The sequence below is a fragment of the Acinetobacter gyllenbergii CIP 110306 = MTCC 11365 genome (assembly GCF_000413855.1).
Classification (GTDB): Bacteria; Pseudomonadota; Gammaproteobacteria; order Pseudomonadales; family Moraxellaceae; genus Acinetobacter; species Acinetobacter gyllenbergii.
This window is the reverse complement of record NZ_ATGG01000058.1, coordinates 1-14,327: the sequence shown is the minus strand read 5'-3', so window position 1 is coordinate 14,327 and position 14,327 is coordinate 1. Positions and strand designations below refer to the sequence as shown.

12 protein-coding genes, 2 tRNA genes and 1 pseudogene are annotated in these 14,327 nt (G+C 37.0%); 1 reads left to right on the top strand and 14 read right to left on the bottom strand.

Features of this window, described 5'->3' with window-relative positions; genetic code table 11:
• From F957_RS01250 to F957_RS21990, 10 genes and pseudogenes are all read right to left on the bottom strand, one after another.
• Positions 1-302, bottom strand: a pseudogene (locus tag F957_RS01250) (hypothetical protein); the annotation flags it as partial.
• Positions 303-510: 208 nt separating this feature from the next.
• Entirely contained in the window at positions 511-576 is a 66-nt protein-coding gene (locus tag F957_RS22100) for a hypothetical protein (protein ID WP_328285101.1), read from the bottom strand.
• A gap of 226 nt (positions 577-802) precedes the next feature.
• Positions 803-2,266 (bottom strand): amino acid permease, encoded by a 1,464-nt coding sequence (locus F957_RS01255; RefSeq protein WP_016543121.1) that lies wholly within the window; start codon positions 2,264-2,266, stop codon positions 803-805.
• A 455-nt stretch (positions 2,267-2,721) separates the two neighbouring features.
• Entirely contained in the window at positions 2,722-3,753 is a 1,032-nt protein-coding gene (gene astA / locus F957_RS01260; protein WP_016543120.1) for an arginine N-succinyltransferase, read from the bottom strand.
• Positions 3,754-4,341: 588 nt separating this feature from the next.
• Positions 4,342-4,893, bottom strand: coding sequence for a hypothetical protein (locus tag F957_RS01265; protein WP_016543118.1), 552 nt, complete (start codon positions 4,891-4,893; stop codon positions 4,342-4,344).
• Between the two features lie 135 nt (positions 4,894-5,028).
• A complete protein-coding gene (locus F957_RS01270; protein WP_016543117.1) occupies positions 5,029-5,835 on the bottom strand; it encodes an N-acyl homoserine lactonase family protein in 807 nt (268 codons plus the stop codon).
• A gap of 61 nt (positions 5,836-5,896) precedes the next feature.
• Positions 5,897-7,348, bottom strand: coding sequence for an NAD-dependent succinate-semialdehyde dehydrogenase (locus F957_RS01275; protein ID WP_016543116.1), 1,452 nt, complete (start codon positions 7,346-7,348; stop codon positions 5,897-5,899).
• A 9-nt stretch (positions 7,349-7,357) separates the two neighbouring features.
• Positions 7,358-8,758 carry a sigma-54 interaction domain-containing protein gene (locus tag F957_RS01280; RefSeq protein ID WP_016543115.1) on the bottom strand — a complete coding sequence of 467 codons (1,401 nt, stop codon included), beginning with the start codon at positions 8,756-8,758 and terminating at the stop codon, positions 7,358-7,360.
• An 18-nt stretch (positions 8,759-8,776) separates the two neighbouring features.
• The gene (locus tag F957_RS01285; RefSeq protein WP_016543114.1) at positions 8,777-9,931 is read right to left on the bottom strand and encodes an iron-containing alcohol dehydrogenase; all 1,155 of its coding nucleotides are present in this window, start codon (positions 9,929-9,931) and stop codon (positions 8,777-8,779) included.
• Positions 9,932-10,112: 181 nt separating this feature from the next.
• On the bottom strand, positions 10,113-10,394 hold the full coding sequence (locus tag F957_RS21990; RefSeq protein ID WP_228129663.1) for a LysR substrate-binding domain-containing protein: 282 nt from the start codon (positions 10,392-10,394) through the stop codon (positions 10,113-10,115).
• 384 nt (positions 10,395-10,778) lie between these two features.
• Here F957_RS21990 and F957_RS01290 point away from each other — a divergent pair, with 384 nt between their 5' ends.
• Positions 10,779-11,759, top strand: coding sequence for a hypothetical protein (locus F957_RS01290; RefSeq protein ID WP_228129662.1), 981 nt, complete (start codon positions 10,779-10,781; stop codon positions 11,757-11,759).
• Positions 11,760-11,781: 22 nt separating this feature from the next.
• Here F957_RS01290 and F957_RS01295 read toward each other — a convergent pair whose 3' ends face one another.
• From F957_RS01295 to F957_RS01310, 4 genes are all read right to left on the bottom strand, one after another.
• Positions 11,782-12,822: a helix-turn-helix domain-containing protein gene (locus F957_RS01295; RefSeq protein ID WP_016660672.1), complete on the bottom strand. Its 1,041-nt coding sequence runs from the start codon at positions 12,820-12,822 to the stop codon at positions 11,782-11,784.
• 70 nt (positions 12,823-12,892) lie between these two features.
• On the bottom strand, positions 12,893-13,870 hold the full coding sequence (locus F957_RS01300; protein ID WP_016543109.1) for an oxygenase MpaB family protein: 978 nt from the start codon (positions 13,868-13,870) through the stop codon (positions 12,893-12,895).
• Between the two features lie 227 nt (positions 13,871-14,097).
• A tRNA-Trp gene (locus F957_RS01305) sits at positions 14,098-14,171 on the bottom strand.
• A gap of 64 nt (positions 14,172-14,235) precedes the next feature.
• Positions 14,236-14,320: transfer RNA gene (locus tag F957_RS01310), tRNA-Leu, on the bottom strand.
• Positions 14,321-14,327 lie beyond the last annotated feature (7 nt).

Below are 14,327 nucleotides of genomic sequence, written 5' to 3'. Positions count from 1 at the left end.
TCATCATAGATATATAAATTGGTTAAATTAGCTCCATCTGTACTATCCACTTTTCTATAATTTTTTCCCAATGCTTTGAGCCAAGGTTCTACAGTAGAACTCATATAGAGATCTGTGCCGTTATAATTAATTGCACAGCCATGCACCTTAAATTGATGCTGTGGATTCAATTTTTTCACAAACCCTTCAGTATCTGAATTCGTCTGTGCTGCAGACTGACCATTACTACAACTCATACATAAAATAATGGGTAAAAAACCGACTAGAACTTTTTTAGAATAGCTGATGGCTTTAATATTCATGCAGAGACTGGTTAAAATATTAACTATTTTCTGACTATTGTTTATGCTTGCCATACTTCATCATTTCCAGCATACACTTTGTTCTTAAATATTCCATACAAGCACTTTATACTATAAAAAGAAGCGATGTCCTCCTCTTTTCTAAAATCTTGCTCACCAACAAACTTACCAGTATTTAACACCTTGCTGGTATATCCGAAGAAGCCAATCACTGTAAATGTGAAATAATGCGCAGCTTAGGTATATGCTCCAGTTTGGCTGCGCCACCTAAAATAAGCGCAAGCTCAAAACTGAAGATATCATTTTTTTAACTCACTCTACTTTTGATCACACGGTCAAAAAGAGTTTTATTTCCAGCAACTTATCTCTAAATCACCTTTATTCTTGTACAAGAATAAAGGCTCGGATCAAACAATCGCATTCATGCTTAATACTCGGCAACATTTTTGGAAAAATTTAGCACCTTGTAAATGAATAAACAGCGATAGATTTAACCCAACTTAGACATAATCCACCGTTCTGGTTTTTAACAGATCGAGTTGCAGCATTTTTTTCTTTTTACGACGATATGCGATCAGCAAACCAATGAACCATACTGGTGAAAAAGCCAGCGCAATCAGCGTATCGTGATCTAAAGCTAAGATCACAATGGTAAATACCAAAAATGACATGGTGAACCATGCCATAATCAAACCACCTGGCATTTTAAATTTAGACTGCTGATGCAACTCTGGGAATTTTTTCCGATAGCAGATATAAGACAAAATAATCAGCATAAAGGTAAAAATACATAGAATCGAAGTCAATGCTGAAATGATGGTAAATGCTGTCATGACATTCGGCACAATAAATAAAATCGAGGTTCCAATCGTGACACAAGTCATGGAAAAGATCAGACCGCGAATCGGCACTTTTCTTTTTGACAATTTACTAAAACTTTTCGGCGCATCATTGTCTAGAGATAAACCATAAAGCATACGGCTGGTCGCAAAAATCCCACTATTTGCCGAAGAAAGTGCAGACGTCGCCACCACAAAATTGACCAATCCCGCCGCAATCGGCAATCCAATCAAGGAAAACATTTCCACAAAGGGACTTTTTTCTGGTGAGATTTTTGCCCAAGAGGTCACTGCGATAATACAAACCAAGGCACCGACATAGAACAACAAAATACGTAATGGAATCGAATTGATGGCTCTAGGCAATGATTTATGTGGATCTTTGGTTTCGGCTGCAGTGGTTCCGACCAGTTCAATACCGACAAAGGCAAAAATCGCAATCTGAAAGCCTGCTAAAAAGCCAGTAACCCCATAGGGGAACATTGATTGAGTTTCAAATACATGGCTCATCGAAGCTTTGACACCACTCGGCGAGGTAAAGCCAGTGCTGATTAAATAAATCCCTGCAAGAATAAACAGAATAATGGCGGAGATTTTGATTAAAGAGAACCAAAACTCCAACTCACCAAACATACGAACGGCGACAAAGTTCAGGATGGTTAAAATTGCCAGTGAGGTAAATGCAGGTATCCAAACAGGAACGTCAGGATACCAGAACTGCATATACCCCCCAATCACAATCACATCGGCAATTGCGGTAATAATCCAGTTACACCAATAGGACCAACCCAGAAAGAAACCTGCCCAAGGGCCGATATACGCTGTTGCAAAATCAGCAAAGGTCTTAAAATTAGTATTTGCCAGCAATAGCTCACCCATTGCCCGCATCACAAAGAAAAAGAAAAAACCGATAATTAAATAAGTTAAAACAATTGAAGTACCCGAAACACTCAAGGTTTTACCAGAACCCATAAATAGGCCTGTACCAATTGCACCACCAATGGCGATCATCTGGATATGACGATTGGTCAAAGAACGTTGTAACTTTTCTTCATCCTGCTGCGTCATATGTTGACTGCCAAGCAGATCTCCTTGCAGAAGTTGCTTTTCATTATTTTGAGTCATGTCATCCTTACTCCAATGTATAACAGCCGTTATCATTGCCTGATATCAATAAATTATTTTTAAAATGCTTTAATTTAAAAGTTCCATTTTCTAAAAGTTATTTTGAAATTAATAATTTAAATGATTCACCTCATCTATAAATTGTTGGTATTAGATCCCTTCTCAACACGCTAAAATCTATTTTTTATTAATCAAAACTATTTTAGCCGCAAGCATCATATCTCATTCATGAATAAGTTGAAGAAGATGCTCTTCATGTCCGCTTAATTAATACCCAATTAACATGAAATATAAACCATATGATCAATCATAATTTGCACTCATCTATGTTATTCATGAAATGAAGAAACATTTATCATCGAGAAAAACAGAAAAATATGGCTAAAAAATTACAGCATAAATATCATTAATTAAGCGCTAAATTAGCGATTTACTCAAATACAATGCATTAGGTTCTAATTTGCAATATTGATATTGAGCAACCGTACAGATGCACCCGCTTTAACATGTAACTGATGCGCTTGTTCCTCATTCAATATCACTTGTTTGGAATCTGGCTGGCTATACGTCAGAATGGCGCGGAAATTTTCATAATCGTCATTGGCAACAATATAAGGCTCATCACCAAGCGCAATCAGATCAGATGACTCAACCTTTGCCGTCACCACATGGCTGTCTCTAATCGCTCTTAAATTTTCAATATCAGCCTGTAAAGTCGCACCCGCATCAAAGATATCAACATAGCCCTTATAGCGTAGACCTTCTTCAATCAACAGATTATATGCGGGTACTGTATTTGGGTGAACTGCTGCAATCACAGCTTTGGCCTCGTCAGGCAACATATCGACATAAAGCGGATGTCGCGGCATCAGTTCTGCAATGAAGGCTTTTTTTCCTGTTCCACTCAGATAATCTGCTTTGGTAAATTCCATATCAAAGAATTTATGTCCAACCGCATCCCAAAACGGTGAACGGCCATTTTCATCTGAAAAGCCACGCATTTCAGCCACAATGGTTTCTTCAAAATATTGTCTAAAAGCAGAAAGGAACAGAAACCTAACTTTAGACAAAAACTTGCCATTCTTATTTAAGCGATAGTCAGGATCTAAAAATAGAGTACATAGTTCACTACAGTTGGTATGGTTATTACTCAAATACAAAGTTGGTAATGCTTTATAGACATTCAGTGGTTCTGAAGAATGCACTTGCGTACCCACATGGAAATTATACCAAGGCTCTTTCAAGCCCAAAGCAACTTCTATTCCACACACTCCGACCACCTTATGCAGTGTGATGTCTTCTAATGCAAATAAATAGCCCTGCTCCGACTTTTCTAGTTTGCCTTCAACCGTCTTTATCGCTCGGTCTATACGTGCAGCCAGTATTTCCATATCAGGTTGCAAAGAGGTTAAGCCAAAACCTGCTTTTTGTGCCAAGTGATAAAGATCATGGATGTCTTTTTGTTGGATATAGCGAATGATCATCATGTCACTTACCCCTTATTTTGCGTCAAAACAAACGCAGCACAAACTACACTGATTGTTCTCTCGAGTAAGACCTTCAATTCATGCGATCTGTGTTGAACCATGCACAATCCTGACATTTGTTATTCCTTAATTCTTAAATTTTTCCCTAGCCTCAGCTCAGTGATGACCAAGCTGGCTTTATTTATCTAAGTCTTTTTTGTGACTTTTCATCAAGCTGAAATCAAATTTGAATACACTAAACTGATCAACAGCGGTGCTGATTACTCTATTATTCAAAAACTAATTGGCACAAAAAATTTAAAATTAAGCAAAAAATGAGCTGTTTTTTAGCATTTTATTTATTGACAGTGACAATATGAAAAATTATAGGATCAATCTAAAAGGAAAATAGAGACATCTCTCTATTTGAATACGGTCGAACCTATCCGAACTAGTTTAGTTTTATAAATAATAGAGATGCCCCAGCAATCATTTTAACTTAACAACTGAATAAGAGATAAAGTGCAATAATAAAAAAAGCAAAGCTGAAGCTTTGCTTTTTATTATTTTCACCAAACCAAGGCTTAGCTAGGAGAATTTAAATCAACATTAATATGCTGATTTACCATGTAATGATCCCGCCATACTTGAACGGAATTGTGTTCCCCACTTACCATCTACATTCGTAATAATATAAAAGGAATCAAAGGTATGACCTGGGATCGGTTTCCCGGCCTTATCTAAACGGGTAAAAGATAAAGCAACATGATATTTATTCGGATTATTTTTACCATCACTGCCTGATTGCACAACGTAACGATAATCCCAACGGGTATTTTCCCAACCAATCGATTTTGCAAGTTTTTGCAAATCCTGATCTTTTGCATACGCCTCTGGCGTTTGCCAAACAGTTACTTGATTACCAGACATACGAACATGTGGATAATTCAACGTTTTTGCCCATGCAAGTTCATCTTTAGCGTTAAATGTAGTTAAAAAATCATCTAATGCCTTACATGGCACTTCAAATTGTGGGCTATAGCGGCCTTTTGCATCTTTTGCACAACTGTCTGGTAATGCTGCCTGAGCCGAAACGGTAAAAAGCTGTGAAGTTAAAATGCCTGCAGCCAATAATGTAGATGCTTTAACGAAAGATTTCATAATTTATTCCTTGAGATAAAATCCATTTTTACAATCTGTTTTGAATCATGAGAAAAGCAGATTGCTATTTATATAGACTTGAAGCATTCAAGCCCTTTCCAATATCAAATGCTCTATGACAAATGACATAGTTGATTACAGACTTGCTAAAGTCTCTGAGGTAATTCTGCGAATTGATCCATCTGTCAGTAATTTAGATTGTTCTGGATCATGTCCATATAAGACAAAGGCACCTTTGGACTGTAGCTGTTTAAATAAATTAAAATTATTTAACATCGCCTGAGCATCATTCACCACCATGGCATCTGGTAGCGTCATCTTTTCAAGGGAAGCTTTTAAATAACAAGCATCTGCGGTAATCACCACAGCTTTGCCTTCTATTTTGACTTTAAGAGATTGATGTCCTGGTGTGTGACCAAAACTCGGGATTAACATCACGGAACCATCACCAAATAAATCATGCTCACCATCAACCTCAAGTCGATCATGTCCTAAATCGTAATGACGCGGTACATAGATTTCTTTTTCAATATTTTCTTCGTTTTTAGCAGCCTGCCATTCACGTTTCTGAATAATGAGACGCGCATTGGGAATGCAGGCATTACCACCACAATGGTCAAAATGTAGATGAGAATTAATGATGAAATTAATTTTTAACGGATCGACACCAAATGCTTCCAAGCGTTTTGCAACATCCTCACCTGGAACAAAATCTACAGTGGTTAAGTCTGCAAATCCACCTAAGGCTTTTTTAACCACAGATTCATCTTCTGACTGCAGCGGCAATTCCAATCCAGTATCAAATAAGACCGTCCCTTTAGGATGCTCAATCAAATAGCATGGAACAGGAATCGCCAGACTCCCAGTTTCTCCAGCCATAAAAAAACCATAAGGCATTGTGATCCAGCCACATGTCATGGCATATAATTTCACTTCTTCCATTTCAAAGTTCCTTTTTAACGTTACGCTTTCAAAAAACCAAACAACCTTTTGGCTGCTTTATTCACAAACCTCCCGTGCAGATATATTTCAACTCCGTATATTCATCCAAACCATACTTAGACCCTTCACGACCAAATCCTGAGGATTTAATCCCACCAAATGGCGCCTCCGTTGTCGAAATTAAACCTGTATTAATTCCCACCATTCCATATTCCAAAGCTTCGGAGACTCGGATGCTACGCTTTAAGCTCTCCGTAAAAATGTATGAGGCCAAGCCATACTCGGTATTGTTTGCACGCTGAATGACTTCTTGGTCAGTCTTAAATTTAAAAATAGGTGCGAGCGGAGCAAAGGTCTCTTCTTTGAAACACAACATTTCATCATTGGCATTGATGACAATCGTGGGTTCAAAAAAGTGAGTTCCTATTGCTGACTTTTGACCTCCCAAAATCAGCTCAGCACCCAAATCAATTGCATCATCAATATGTGAAACGATTTTGTTCACTGCTTTTTGGTTAATTAAAGGGCCAAGATCAACGCCTTCTTGCAAACCATTTCCGAGTTTTAATTGAGAAACTTTAATTTTTAATTTTTCAACGAATGCATCATGAATAGATTCATGAACAAAAATACGATTGCTACACACACAGGTTTGCCCTGCATTTCTAAACTTACTATCGATCGTGCCCTGCACCGCCAAATCTAAATCAGCATCATCAAAAACAATCAAAGGTGCATTTCCACCCAACTCAAGTGACATTTTTTTTAGCGTCGACGCTGATTGCTGCATTAACAAAGCACCTATCGGCGTAGAGCCCGTAAAACTCACTTTCTTTACAATACTGCTCGCCGTTAAAACGGGTGCAATTTCTTGTGCGTGACCTGTAACAACATTCAAAACCCCGCTTGGTATTCCAGCCTTTTCCGCCAAATAGGCCAATGCTAAAGCACTAAAAGGCGTCTCTTCAGAAGGCTTCACAATCATGGTACAACCTGCAACCAAGGCTGGAGCAGCTTTACGTGTAATCATCGCTGCTGGGAAATTCCAAGGCGTAATCGCGACACAAACCCCAACTGGCTCACGAATCGTTTTTAACCGTTTATCATTTGTCGGTGCAGGAATAGTATCGCCGTACATGCGACGTCCCTCTTCTGCAAACCAATCAATGAAACTGGCTGCATAGCTAATCTCACCTTTTGCCTCATTCAGTGGCTTACCCTGTTCGATGGTCATAATGGAGGCTAGCTGATCTTTATAATCCAGTACCAATCTCGCCCAATTTTTCAAAAGATCAGACCGTTCTTTGACACTTTTCATTTTCCAAGCCTGCAGGGCATCCGAAGCGGCTTGAATTGCCTCATGAATTTGTTCAACCGCTAAGGCTGGAATGGTTGCAATAAGATCATTATTTGCAGGATTAAAGACTTCAATCGACTGTTGATTGGAGGACTCAACCCAATTTCCGTTGATATAAGCTAAATTTTTAAATGTGTCTAAATGAAGAATATCCATATTTAATCCTTAGTAACGTTCTAAATAGCGTTGTCGCTTTTTCACAAGAGTAGATTGATCAATCCCTAAAATTTGTGCGGCTTTTTGCGTCGTTTTATATCGCTCTAAAGCCTGAGAAATTATGTTGTATTCAAACTCATCGACCTGTCTTTTGAGACTTTGATCTGTACAAGACGTATGTCCTTTTTGAATTGATTGCTGAATATTTGCTGGAATATCCAGCGGTTGGATAATATCCATTTCACTCATGACGACTGTCTGTTCAACAAAGTTGGTCAACTCTCTTATATTTCCTGGCCATGCATATCTTTTGATTAACTCAATCGTTTCCTCTGCATAACTTTTATTCAATCTGTATTTTTTATTGAAAATTTCTAAGTAAAGTTCTATTAATGGACCCAATTCATTTAGGCGGTCTTTTAAATCATCAAGATGCAAAGTGGCTACACAAACACGGTAATACAAATCGTTTCTGAACAATCCTTTTTCAACCAAGCCCAATAAGTCATGGTGTGTCGCGGAAATAATACGAACATCTGTATAAATATATTCAAAACCGCCTACTGGAATAAAACGATTGTCCTCCAAAACCTTCAAAATTTTTGCTTGTAGTGCAAGCGGTAAATCACCGATTTCATCTAGGAATAACGTTCCGCCATTCACCGCTTCAAACAATCCTTTTTTCCCTTTCTGTAGCGCCCCAGTAAATGCACCTGGCACATAGCCAAAAAGCTCTGATTCCAACAATCCTTCAGGCATCGTGGCACAGTTTATTTCTAAAAAAGGTTTATCTCGACGTTCACTGCATTTATGAATATGACGTGCTAAAACAGTTTTCCCTGTCCCAGTATTACCCTGTATTAAAATTTTAATATCAGAAGATGCTATTCTTTCGGCTTTTTTATAAGTACGATTGGTCGAATCACTTAAATGCTCTAAAAAACCTGTAGTTGATTTTAAACCTGAATATTTTTTCTGTGTATTTTTAATATCCTCCAGTTCTCTTTGTGCATTCTGAGCTTCTGTTAATGCCGTAATATCTCTTACAGAGGTAATAACCGCAATTAACTTCTTTTTCTCATTAAATACTGGATGCCCAGTAACCAATAATTCTTTCCCATTTTTTAAGGACTGAAGCAATGTTTTCTCTTGATGTGTTTTAATCACATCCAGAGAAACAGATCGAGAAATAACACCTTGTTTTACCAAGCTTTGGATTGGGGTGTTTAACAGATTTTCACGACTCAAACCTGTGAGCTGTAAATATCCATTATTCACAAATAAGATAATTCCCTTTTCATCTGTAATGAAAACACCATCATCGATAGCATCAACAATTGAAATAAACATTTTTTTTGAAATGCCTATTTCATTGAGATCACGATTTAATAGAAAATCTACCCAATCCATTTTTTCATTCCTTTGATTTTAGTAAGCCGCCTCATAGATTTTTTCAATCTCTTGAAGATTCAGCTTTCTCGGATTATTCCGTAGCAATCTTTCAATTTTAATTGCTTCAGCTGACAGCTCTGGAATAACCTCTTTAGGTATATTGAAATGATTCAATCCCTTTGGAATATTAACCATCTCACATAAAAGATATAATCGATCGATTACTTTGTTTGCGATTTGAATCGAATTACAACCAACAATAGGTTCATCAAAACACTGTGCGATGATCCTAAACTTATCTAAACATGCGACCTTGTTATATTCCATGACATAAGGTAACAACAGTGCATTACTTACACCGTGTGCAATATGGAACCGGCCTCCCAATGGATAAGCCAAAGCATGTACAGCACCTACACCAGCATTACCAAATGCAAGACCAGCCATTAAGCTTGCATTGGCTAAATCTTCCCGTGCTAGCATATTTTCTGGATTTGCATAGGCAGCAGGCAGTGATTTCATGATCAAAGTCATTGCCTGAATTGCGAAGGCATCGGTTAATGGAGATGCATTTACTGAGATAAACGATTCTATTGCATGGACCAATGCATCTACGCCACTTGCTGCGGTAATCGAAGGTGGACAACTTACCGTCATTTCTGGGGCAATAATGGCGACATCAGGTAGTAGATAATCACTAACAATTCCTTTTTTTACCTGATTTACAGTATCAGATAAAATAGCGATATTGGTTACCTCGGAACCTGTTCCTGCCGTTGTTGGCAGTACAATTAAAGGTAATCCTTTCTGCTCAACCTTATTTTCGCCAAATAAACTATCCAAAGGCACATTATTATTTCCATATATTGCAACGCATTTAGCAGTATCGATAACACTCCCGCCACCTATAGCGACAATTCCATTATATTGATCTCGCTCAAAAAATTGTTTTGTTTTGAGTACAACTTCAATTTCAGGTTCTGGTGTAATATCTGAATAAATCGTATATTCAATATTATTATTGATTAAATTCTGTTTTATTTTTTCTACTGCTACAGAATTTAACACTCCTTTATCAGTTAAGACCAAAATCTTTGACATTTTCAACCGATGGATATGATGAATGAGTTCCTCAGAAGCCCCAATACCTGTAACCAGTTTACTGACCGATTTAAATAGATGAATTGACATATTCATAATCCCTTATTGCTTATTCCCATCAAAATATTGCAATGAATATGCCAAGTTTTTAACCCTTATTTTTCAAAGGTTTAATTTTTTCTTATTATTCTCTTTGATGAATATATTCATAATAATATGTCATTAATTCATAATTTATATCTTATTTAAAACGTATATAAAGCACCCAATATCATTTCTCTTGTTCAAACCAATCCTGAATCATCTCTAAAAACAGCTTCATTCCCATCGAGTGAATACTAATCGGCTTATACACTGCACATGCATGCCAAGTGAAAGCAGGATTCTGATAATCCAAAATCGCAATCTCTTTTTGTTTTAATAAGGGGTGAAACAGATGGCTGGGCCCTGCCGTTATTGCATCGCTGTGTTTGACTTGATGAATCAATAAATCATAGTCATTGACTGTCAAACAAATATGAGCTGAACGCCCTTCATGTGTTTGTGATCTCAACCATTGTATTTTTTTGTTTTGAAATTCGCGGTAAAGTAAATGGATAATCCAAAAGAGGATCAAATGCCAAAGGGTTAATTTCAAGCCAAGGATGTCCAGTACGAATGATAAAATTAATCAGGTCTTGAAACAGTGAAACTGAAATCAAATCATTAGTAAGATCAACGTACTCAGTACTTTAAATTCCTCAAGCTATATGCAATAAAAATGCATGAATTATCAAAAAATAGGAGGTTTAAATCAATCTTTCATATAATTAAATCCATATTTTAGAAACATATTCTTCTTCCAAAGAACAACTTTATGTTTACTAAAATATGTCAAAAAACCATGTTAGCGTTTTTCTTTACACTTAGCTTAAACCTTACGAATGCAATGGATTCAATGAGTGATAAAGAACTATCTGAAGAAACAGGCCAAGCACTTTTTAGTATTCAAAATATTGCTGCTGATACTATTGGGAACCCGAATCAAAATATTGGTTTTTATCGATTAGCAATGCAAGTCGAGATGGAAACTAATCTAAACATAAAAAGCCTGCAACTTGGATGCGGTGGCGCAAAAGGTCCTGGATGTGATATCGACCTCTCCAATGTAAGCTTGACGGGTGTTAATCCAATTGATAATAACTTTGCCAATACAGATGCCAAAATTAAAAATCCATTTTTTGAGTTCGCTATAAAGAATCCTAACTCTGCTGCATTACGAGAAATTGTAGGGTTACGCTTTGGTGCTGAATCGGTATTAGGGCTGCTTTCGCTTGGCTCAAATCCTGATTCTGAAAATATATCGGATGATACTGGGATAGGAACAATTACTGGAGATCTCAATATAAGCGTAACCGACTCTAAACTTAGTAATGGATGTGTCAGACTTTTAGTCTGTTTACCTTTCACAGGAACTTTAGCACCGTATAGCACTTCTATAAGCGTGAACCGAGCAAAGACGATTGATCTGACTGGATTACAAGCCACTACAACGTCTGTAGTAGGTTTTCCGATCGGCTTAACCTTGAATAATATCAATGTTTTAAACCAGCCACTTAGTACAGTTCATAGATTATTACTTGCACAAGATAAAGACGCAAATATTCCAACCAGCGACTTCTATTTGTCATTACAATCAGCACCAATCACTTGGCAGAAATTGAGCACCCAACGCTTTGATAACCCACAGACACAATCTGGTTGGTGGATCTCCCTCCCTAATCTTCAAATCAGTAATTTAGATATTAAACAACAAGTTGAAGTTGCAGCATCAGATGTGATTGGCGGTTTATTGTTTAGTCAACCTATTTATATCAATCCATTGGATTTAGGCCAAAAACCTGCACAAAACTGCTATGGGACACTAAAATTCTGTTAGTGATTTAACGATTCCGTAGCGGTTAAAGAAAAGACTTCCTATATTTGTTAGGGCTCAACCCCGTGACTCTTTTAAAGAAACGATTAAAAGCACTTTGCTCAGAAAAAGCCAATAAATTTGAAATCTCAGCCAATGAAAGCAGTTGGTCCGCCATATACATTTTAGCCAGTTCTAATCGAACCTTATCTAAAAGACTTTGAAAACTTAGATTTTGATCTAAAAGTCTTTTAGATAAGGTTGATTTAGACATGGCCAGTTCTTTTGCCACATATTCAATAGTTGGGGTTCCCACTTCAATCCCATGACCCAGGACCTTTTGAAATTTAAGAACAAAATCTGTATGAATATTTTTTTGTGCCAGATTTATTGATTTTAAATACGCTTCTGCTTGCCTATTGAGCAGCTCCAAAAAATAAGTATTATTTAAATTTATGGGAGATTTTAATATAGCCTTATTAAAACTAACAGCACCACAATTAGCATCAAAAAGAATTGGACATTGAAAAAAATCAGGATAAATGTTTGTATTTTCAGGCTGATTGCCTGGTAGTTTAATTAAGATCGGTTGTAAAAGGCTATATTCATTCGTGAGTTGATGTAACATCTTAATAAAACAACTTATCCCTAGCTCATAACCTATTCTTATAATTTCTAGAAGCTCAACATGATTTTTATATATTTCTAAAGCTGGTACATTCCAACTAACAGTAACGAACTCATCATCTTCTATGATATCAACCGAAAAACCATCCCACATCAATGCATAGTATTTTTTAAATTGCATGATTGCTTGATTAAAATTTTGACATGGCAATATCAAATAGCCCAATAAGCCTGAATATACTGGTTGAAAATATTGAGCAATTTTCATTCCGAGTCCAGAGTCTGGGCATTTTTCCTGAATTAATCGCAAACATAACCCGAGCTCGAAAATTGAGACTCTGCCATCGATTTTCCAATTCTCAAGATAAGTTTTTCCCAAAGGTAGATCGAGATGATTTTCTGAGATAAATTCAAGAAACATCCCAGCAATAGCACCATTTACAGTCGGATTTTTATTCATAATGCAGGCAGGATATTTTTTTAAACTATACCATAAGTGAATTATTTATCACGCTTCATAACAGCCGCTGTCAGGAAACGCTTAGCCTCTTGTTTGCTCTCATTGCATTATTCATGAGCACATATCCATTTGTTCCAATTCTGCTCTCAAACAACGCCTTAATCATCTCTATAGAGACAGTCCTCACAAATAGTTTACCTAATAATATTGCAAATTTATCTTTTCCTGAAGATCTGGATAAACCGGCTAAATTACAAATTTCTTTGGGGGTTAAAGTCACCACGATTACCTTCAGTACAGGATAAAACTTAAGTATTAGGCTCATAAGACGATCATCTGTCTCTACGGCTGAGGGATCTAGTAAGGTATTAATGATGTCACGCGTTTGTTGCGTAATGACGGCTTTGGAATTGGTTAATCTTATATAGTTTCTAAACTCTTCACGCGTATCGGGAAGTTTTTCAATCTCATTAAGACTCGTGATATCGTAGCCATGCTGTAATGCACTTTCTTTTACTGATGCTATACTTAGATATGGATAGACCTCTTTTAGACATTCAAGATATCTAATACTCTCTTTAAAATACTGCTGCTCTTCTTCAATCGGCAGTTTCCCAACTAATTTCTCATAAGCATAGTAGACGGAATGCCAAGTTATAAGATGCGTTCCGACAACGAGAAGCGGGTCATGTGCACTATAATGTTTCCCTGTTAATGGTACATTACCTTTGATATGAGAATGTAATTTGAACAACCTATTATTGGCTTTCTTTACAGTCTCAGTATCACCAAAAATGACCGTAAGAAAATACGACATGGTACGACTCAATCGTCCGACAGGATCAGACTTATAAGTTGCTCGATCTGCCAAAGCAGCCGCTGCATCCATACTCCCCAAGACTTCAATATAAAAAGATCGCGTTAGTCCAACAAAAGCCGCAGGATGAGACCACACCTTCCATGTGATTGAATCAGGACCGAATAAACCGAAATCTTTTGTTGAATGTGACTCAACATCTAATTGAAAATGTATATTGGAGTCTGACATATTTAAACCTACTGACTAGTTTTGAACTTAGAGATAATTTTGATTTGCTTAAGAATCTCTCATCAAAATAGTCCAACTGCCCGATATTAATATTGACCCTAATCATCAAATTTTGACTTTAAATCCTTTTTATTCATTTTCATCAATTTTTAAATTCTATAATCATGATTTAGAAATATTTAGACCATAAAAAAGCCCTTGTTTTCACAAGGGCTTTTTTATTAATTTGGCAGAGGATCAAGGACTCGAACCTTGACGAACGGTTTTGGAGACCGTCATGCTACCATTACACCAATCCTCTATAACAGCATGATGGAAGTCCTTCAGACTTCATCATAAAGAAAGTAGTAATACTCTCTTAAATATGGTGGGGGCGAAGAGACTCGAACTCTTACACCTTGCGGCGCTGGAACCTAAATCCAGTGCGTCTACCAATTTCGCCACGCCCCCGATGGGT

Excerpts from the sequence above, each read along its gene's own strand:
- F957_RS01255 (WP_016543121.1), bottom strand. The coding sequence starts at position 2,266 with ATGACTCAAAATAATGAAAAGCAACTTCTGCAAGGAGATCTGCTTGGC.
- astA (WP_016543120.1), bottom strand. The coding sequence starts at position 3,753 with ATGATGATCATTCGCTATATCCAACAAAAAGACATCCATGATCTTTAT.
- F957_RS01265 (WP_016543118.1), bottom strand. The coding sequence starts at position 4,893 with ATGAAATCTTTCGTTAAAGCATCTACATTATTGGCTGCAGGCATTTTA.
- F957_RS01270 (WP_016543117.1), bottom strand. The coding sequence starts at position 5,835 with ATGGAAGAAGTGAAATTATATGCCATGACATGTGGCTGGATCACAATG.
- F957_RS01275 (WP_016543116.1), bottom strand. The coding sequence starts at position 7,348 with ATGGATATTCTTCATTTAGACACATTTAAAAATTTAGCTTATATCAAC.
- F957_RS01280 (WP_016543115.1), bottom strand. The coding sequence starts at position 8,758 with ATGGATTGGGTAGATTTTCTATTAAATCGTGATCTCAATGAAATAGGC.
- F957_RS01285 (WP_016543114.1), bottom strand. The coding sequence starts at position 9,931 with ATGTCAATTCATCTATTTAAATCGGTCAGTAAACTGGTTACAGGTATT.
- F957_RS01290 (WP_228129662.1), top strand. The coding sequence starts at position 10,779 with ATGAGTGATAAAGAACTATCTGAAGAAACAGGCCAAGCACTTTTTAGT.
- F957_RS01295 (WP_016660672.1), bottom strand. The coding sequence starts at position 12,822 with ATGAATAAAAATCCGACTGTAAATGGTGCTATTGCTGGGATGTTTCTT.
- F957_RS01300 (WP_016543109.1), bottom strand. The coding sequence starts at position 13,870 with ATGTCAGACTCCAATATACATTTTCAATTAGATGTTGAGTCACATTCA.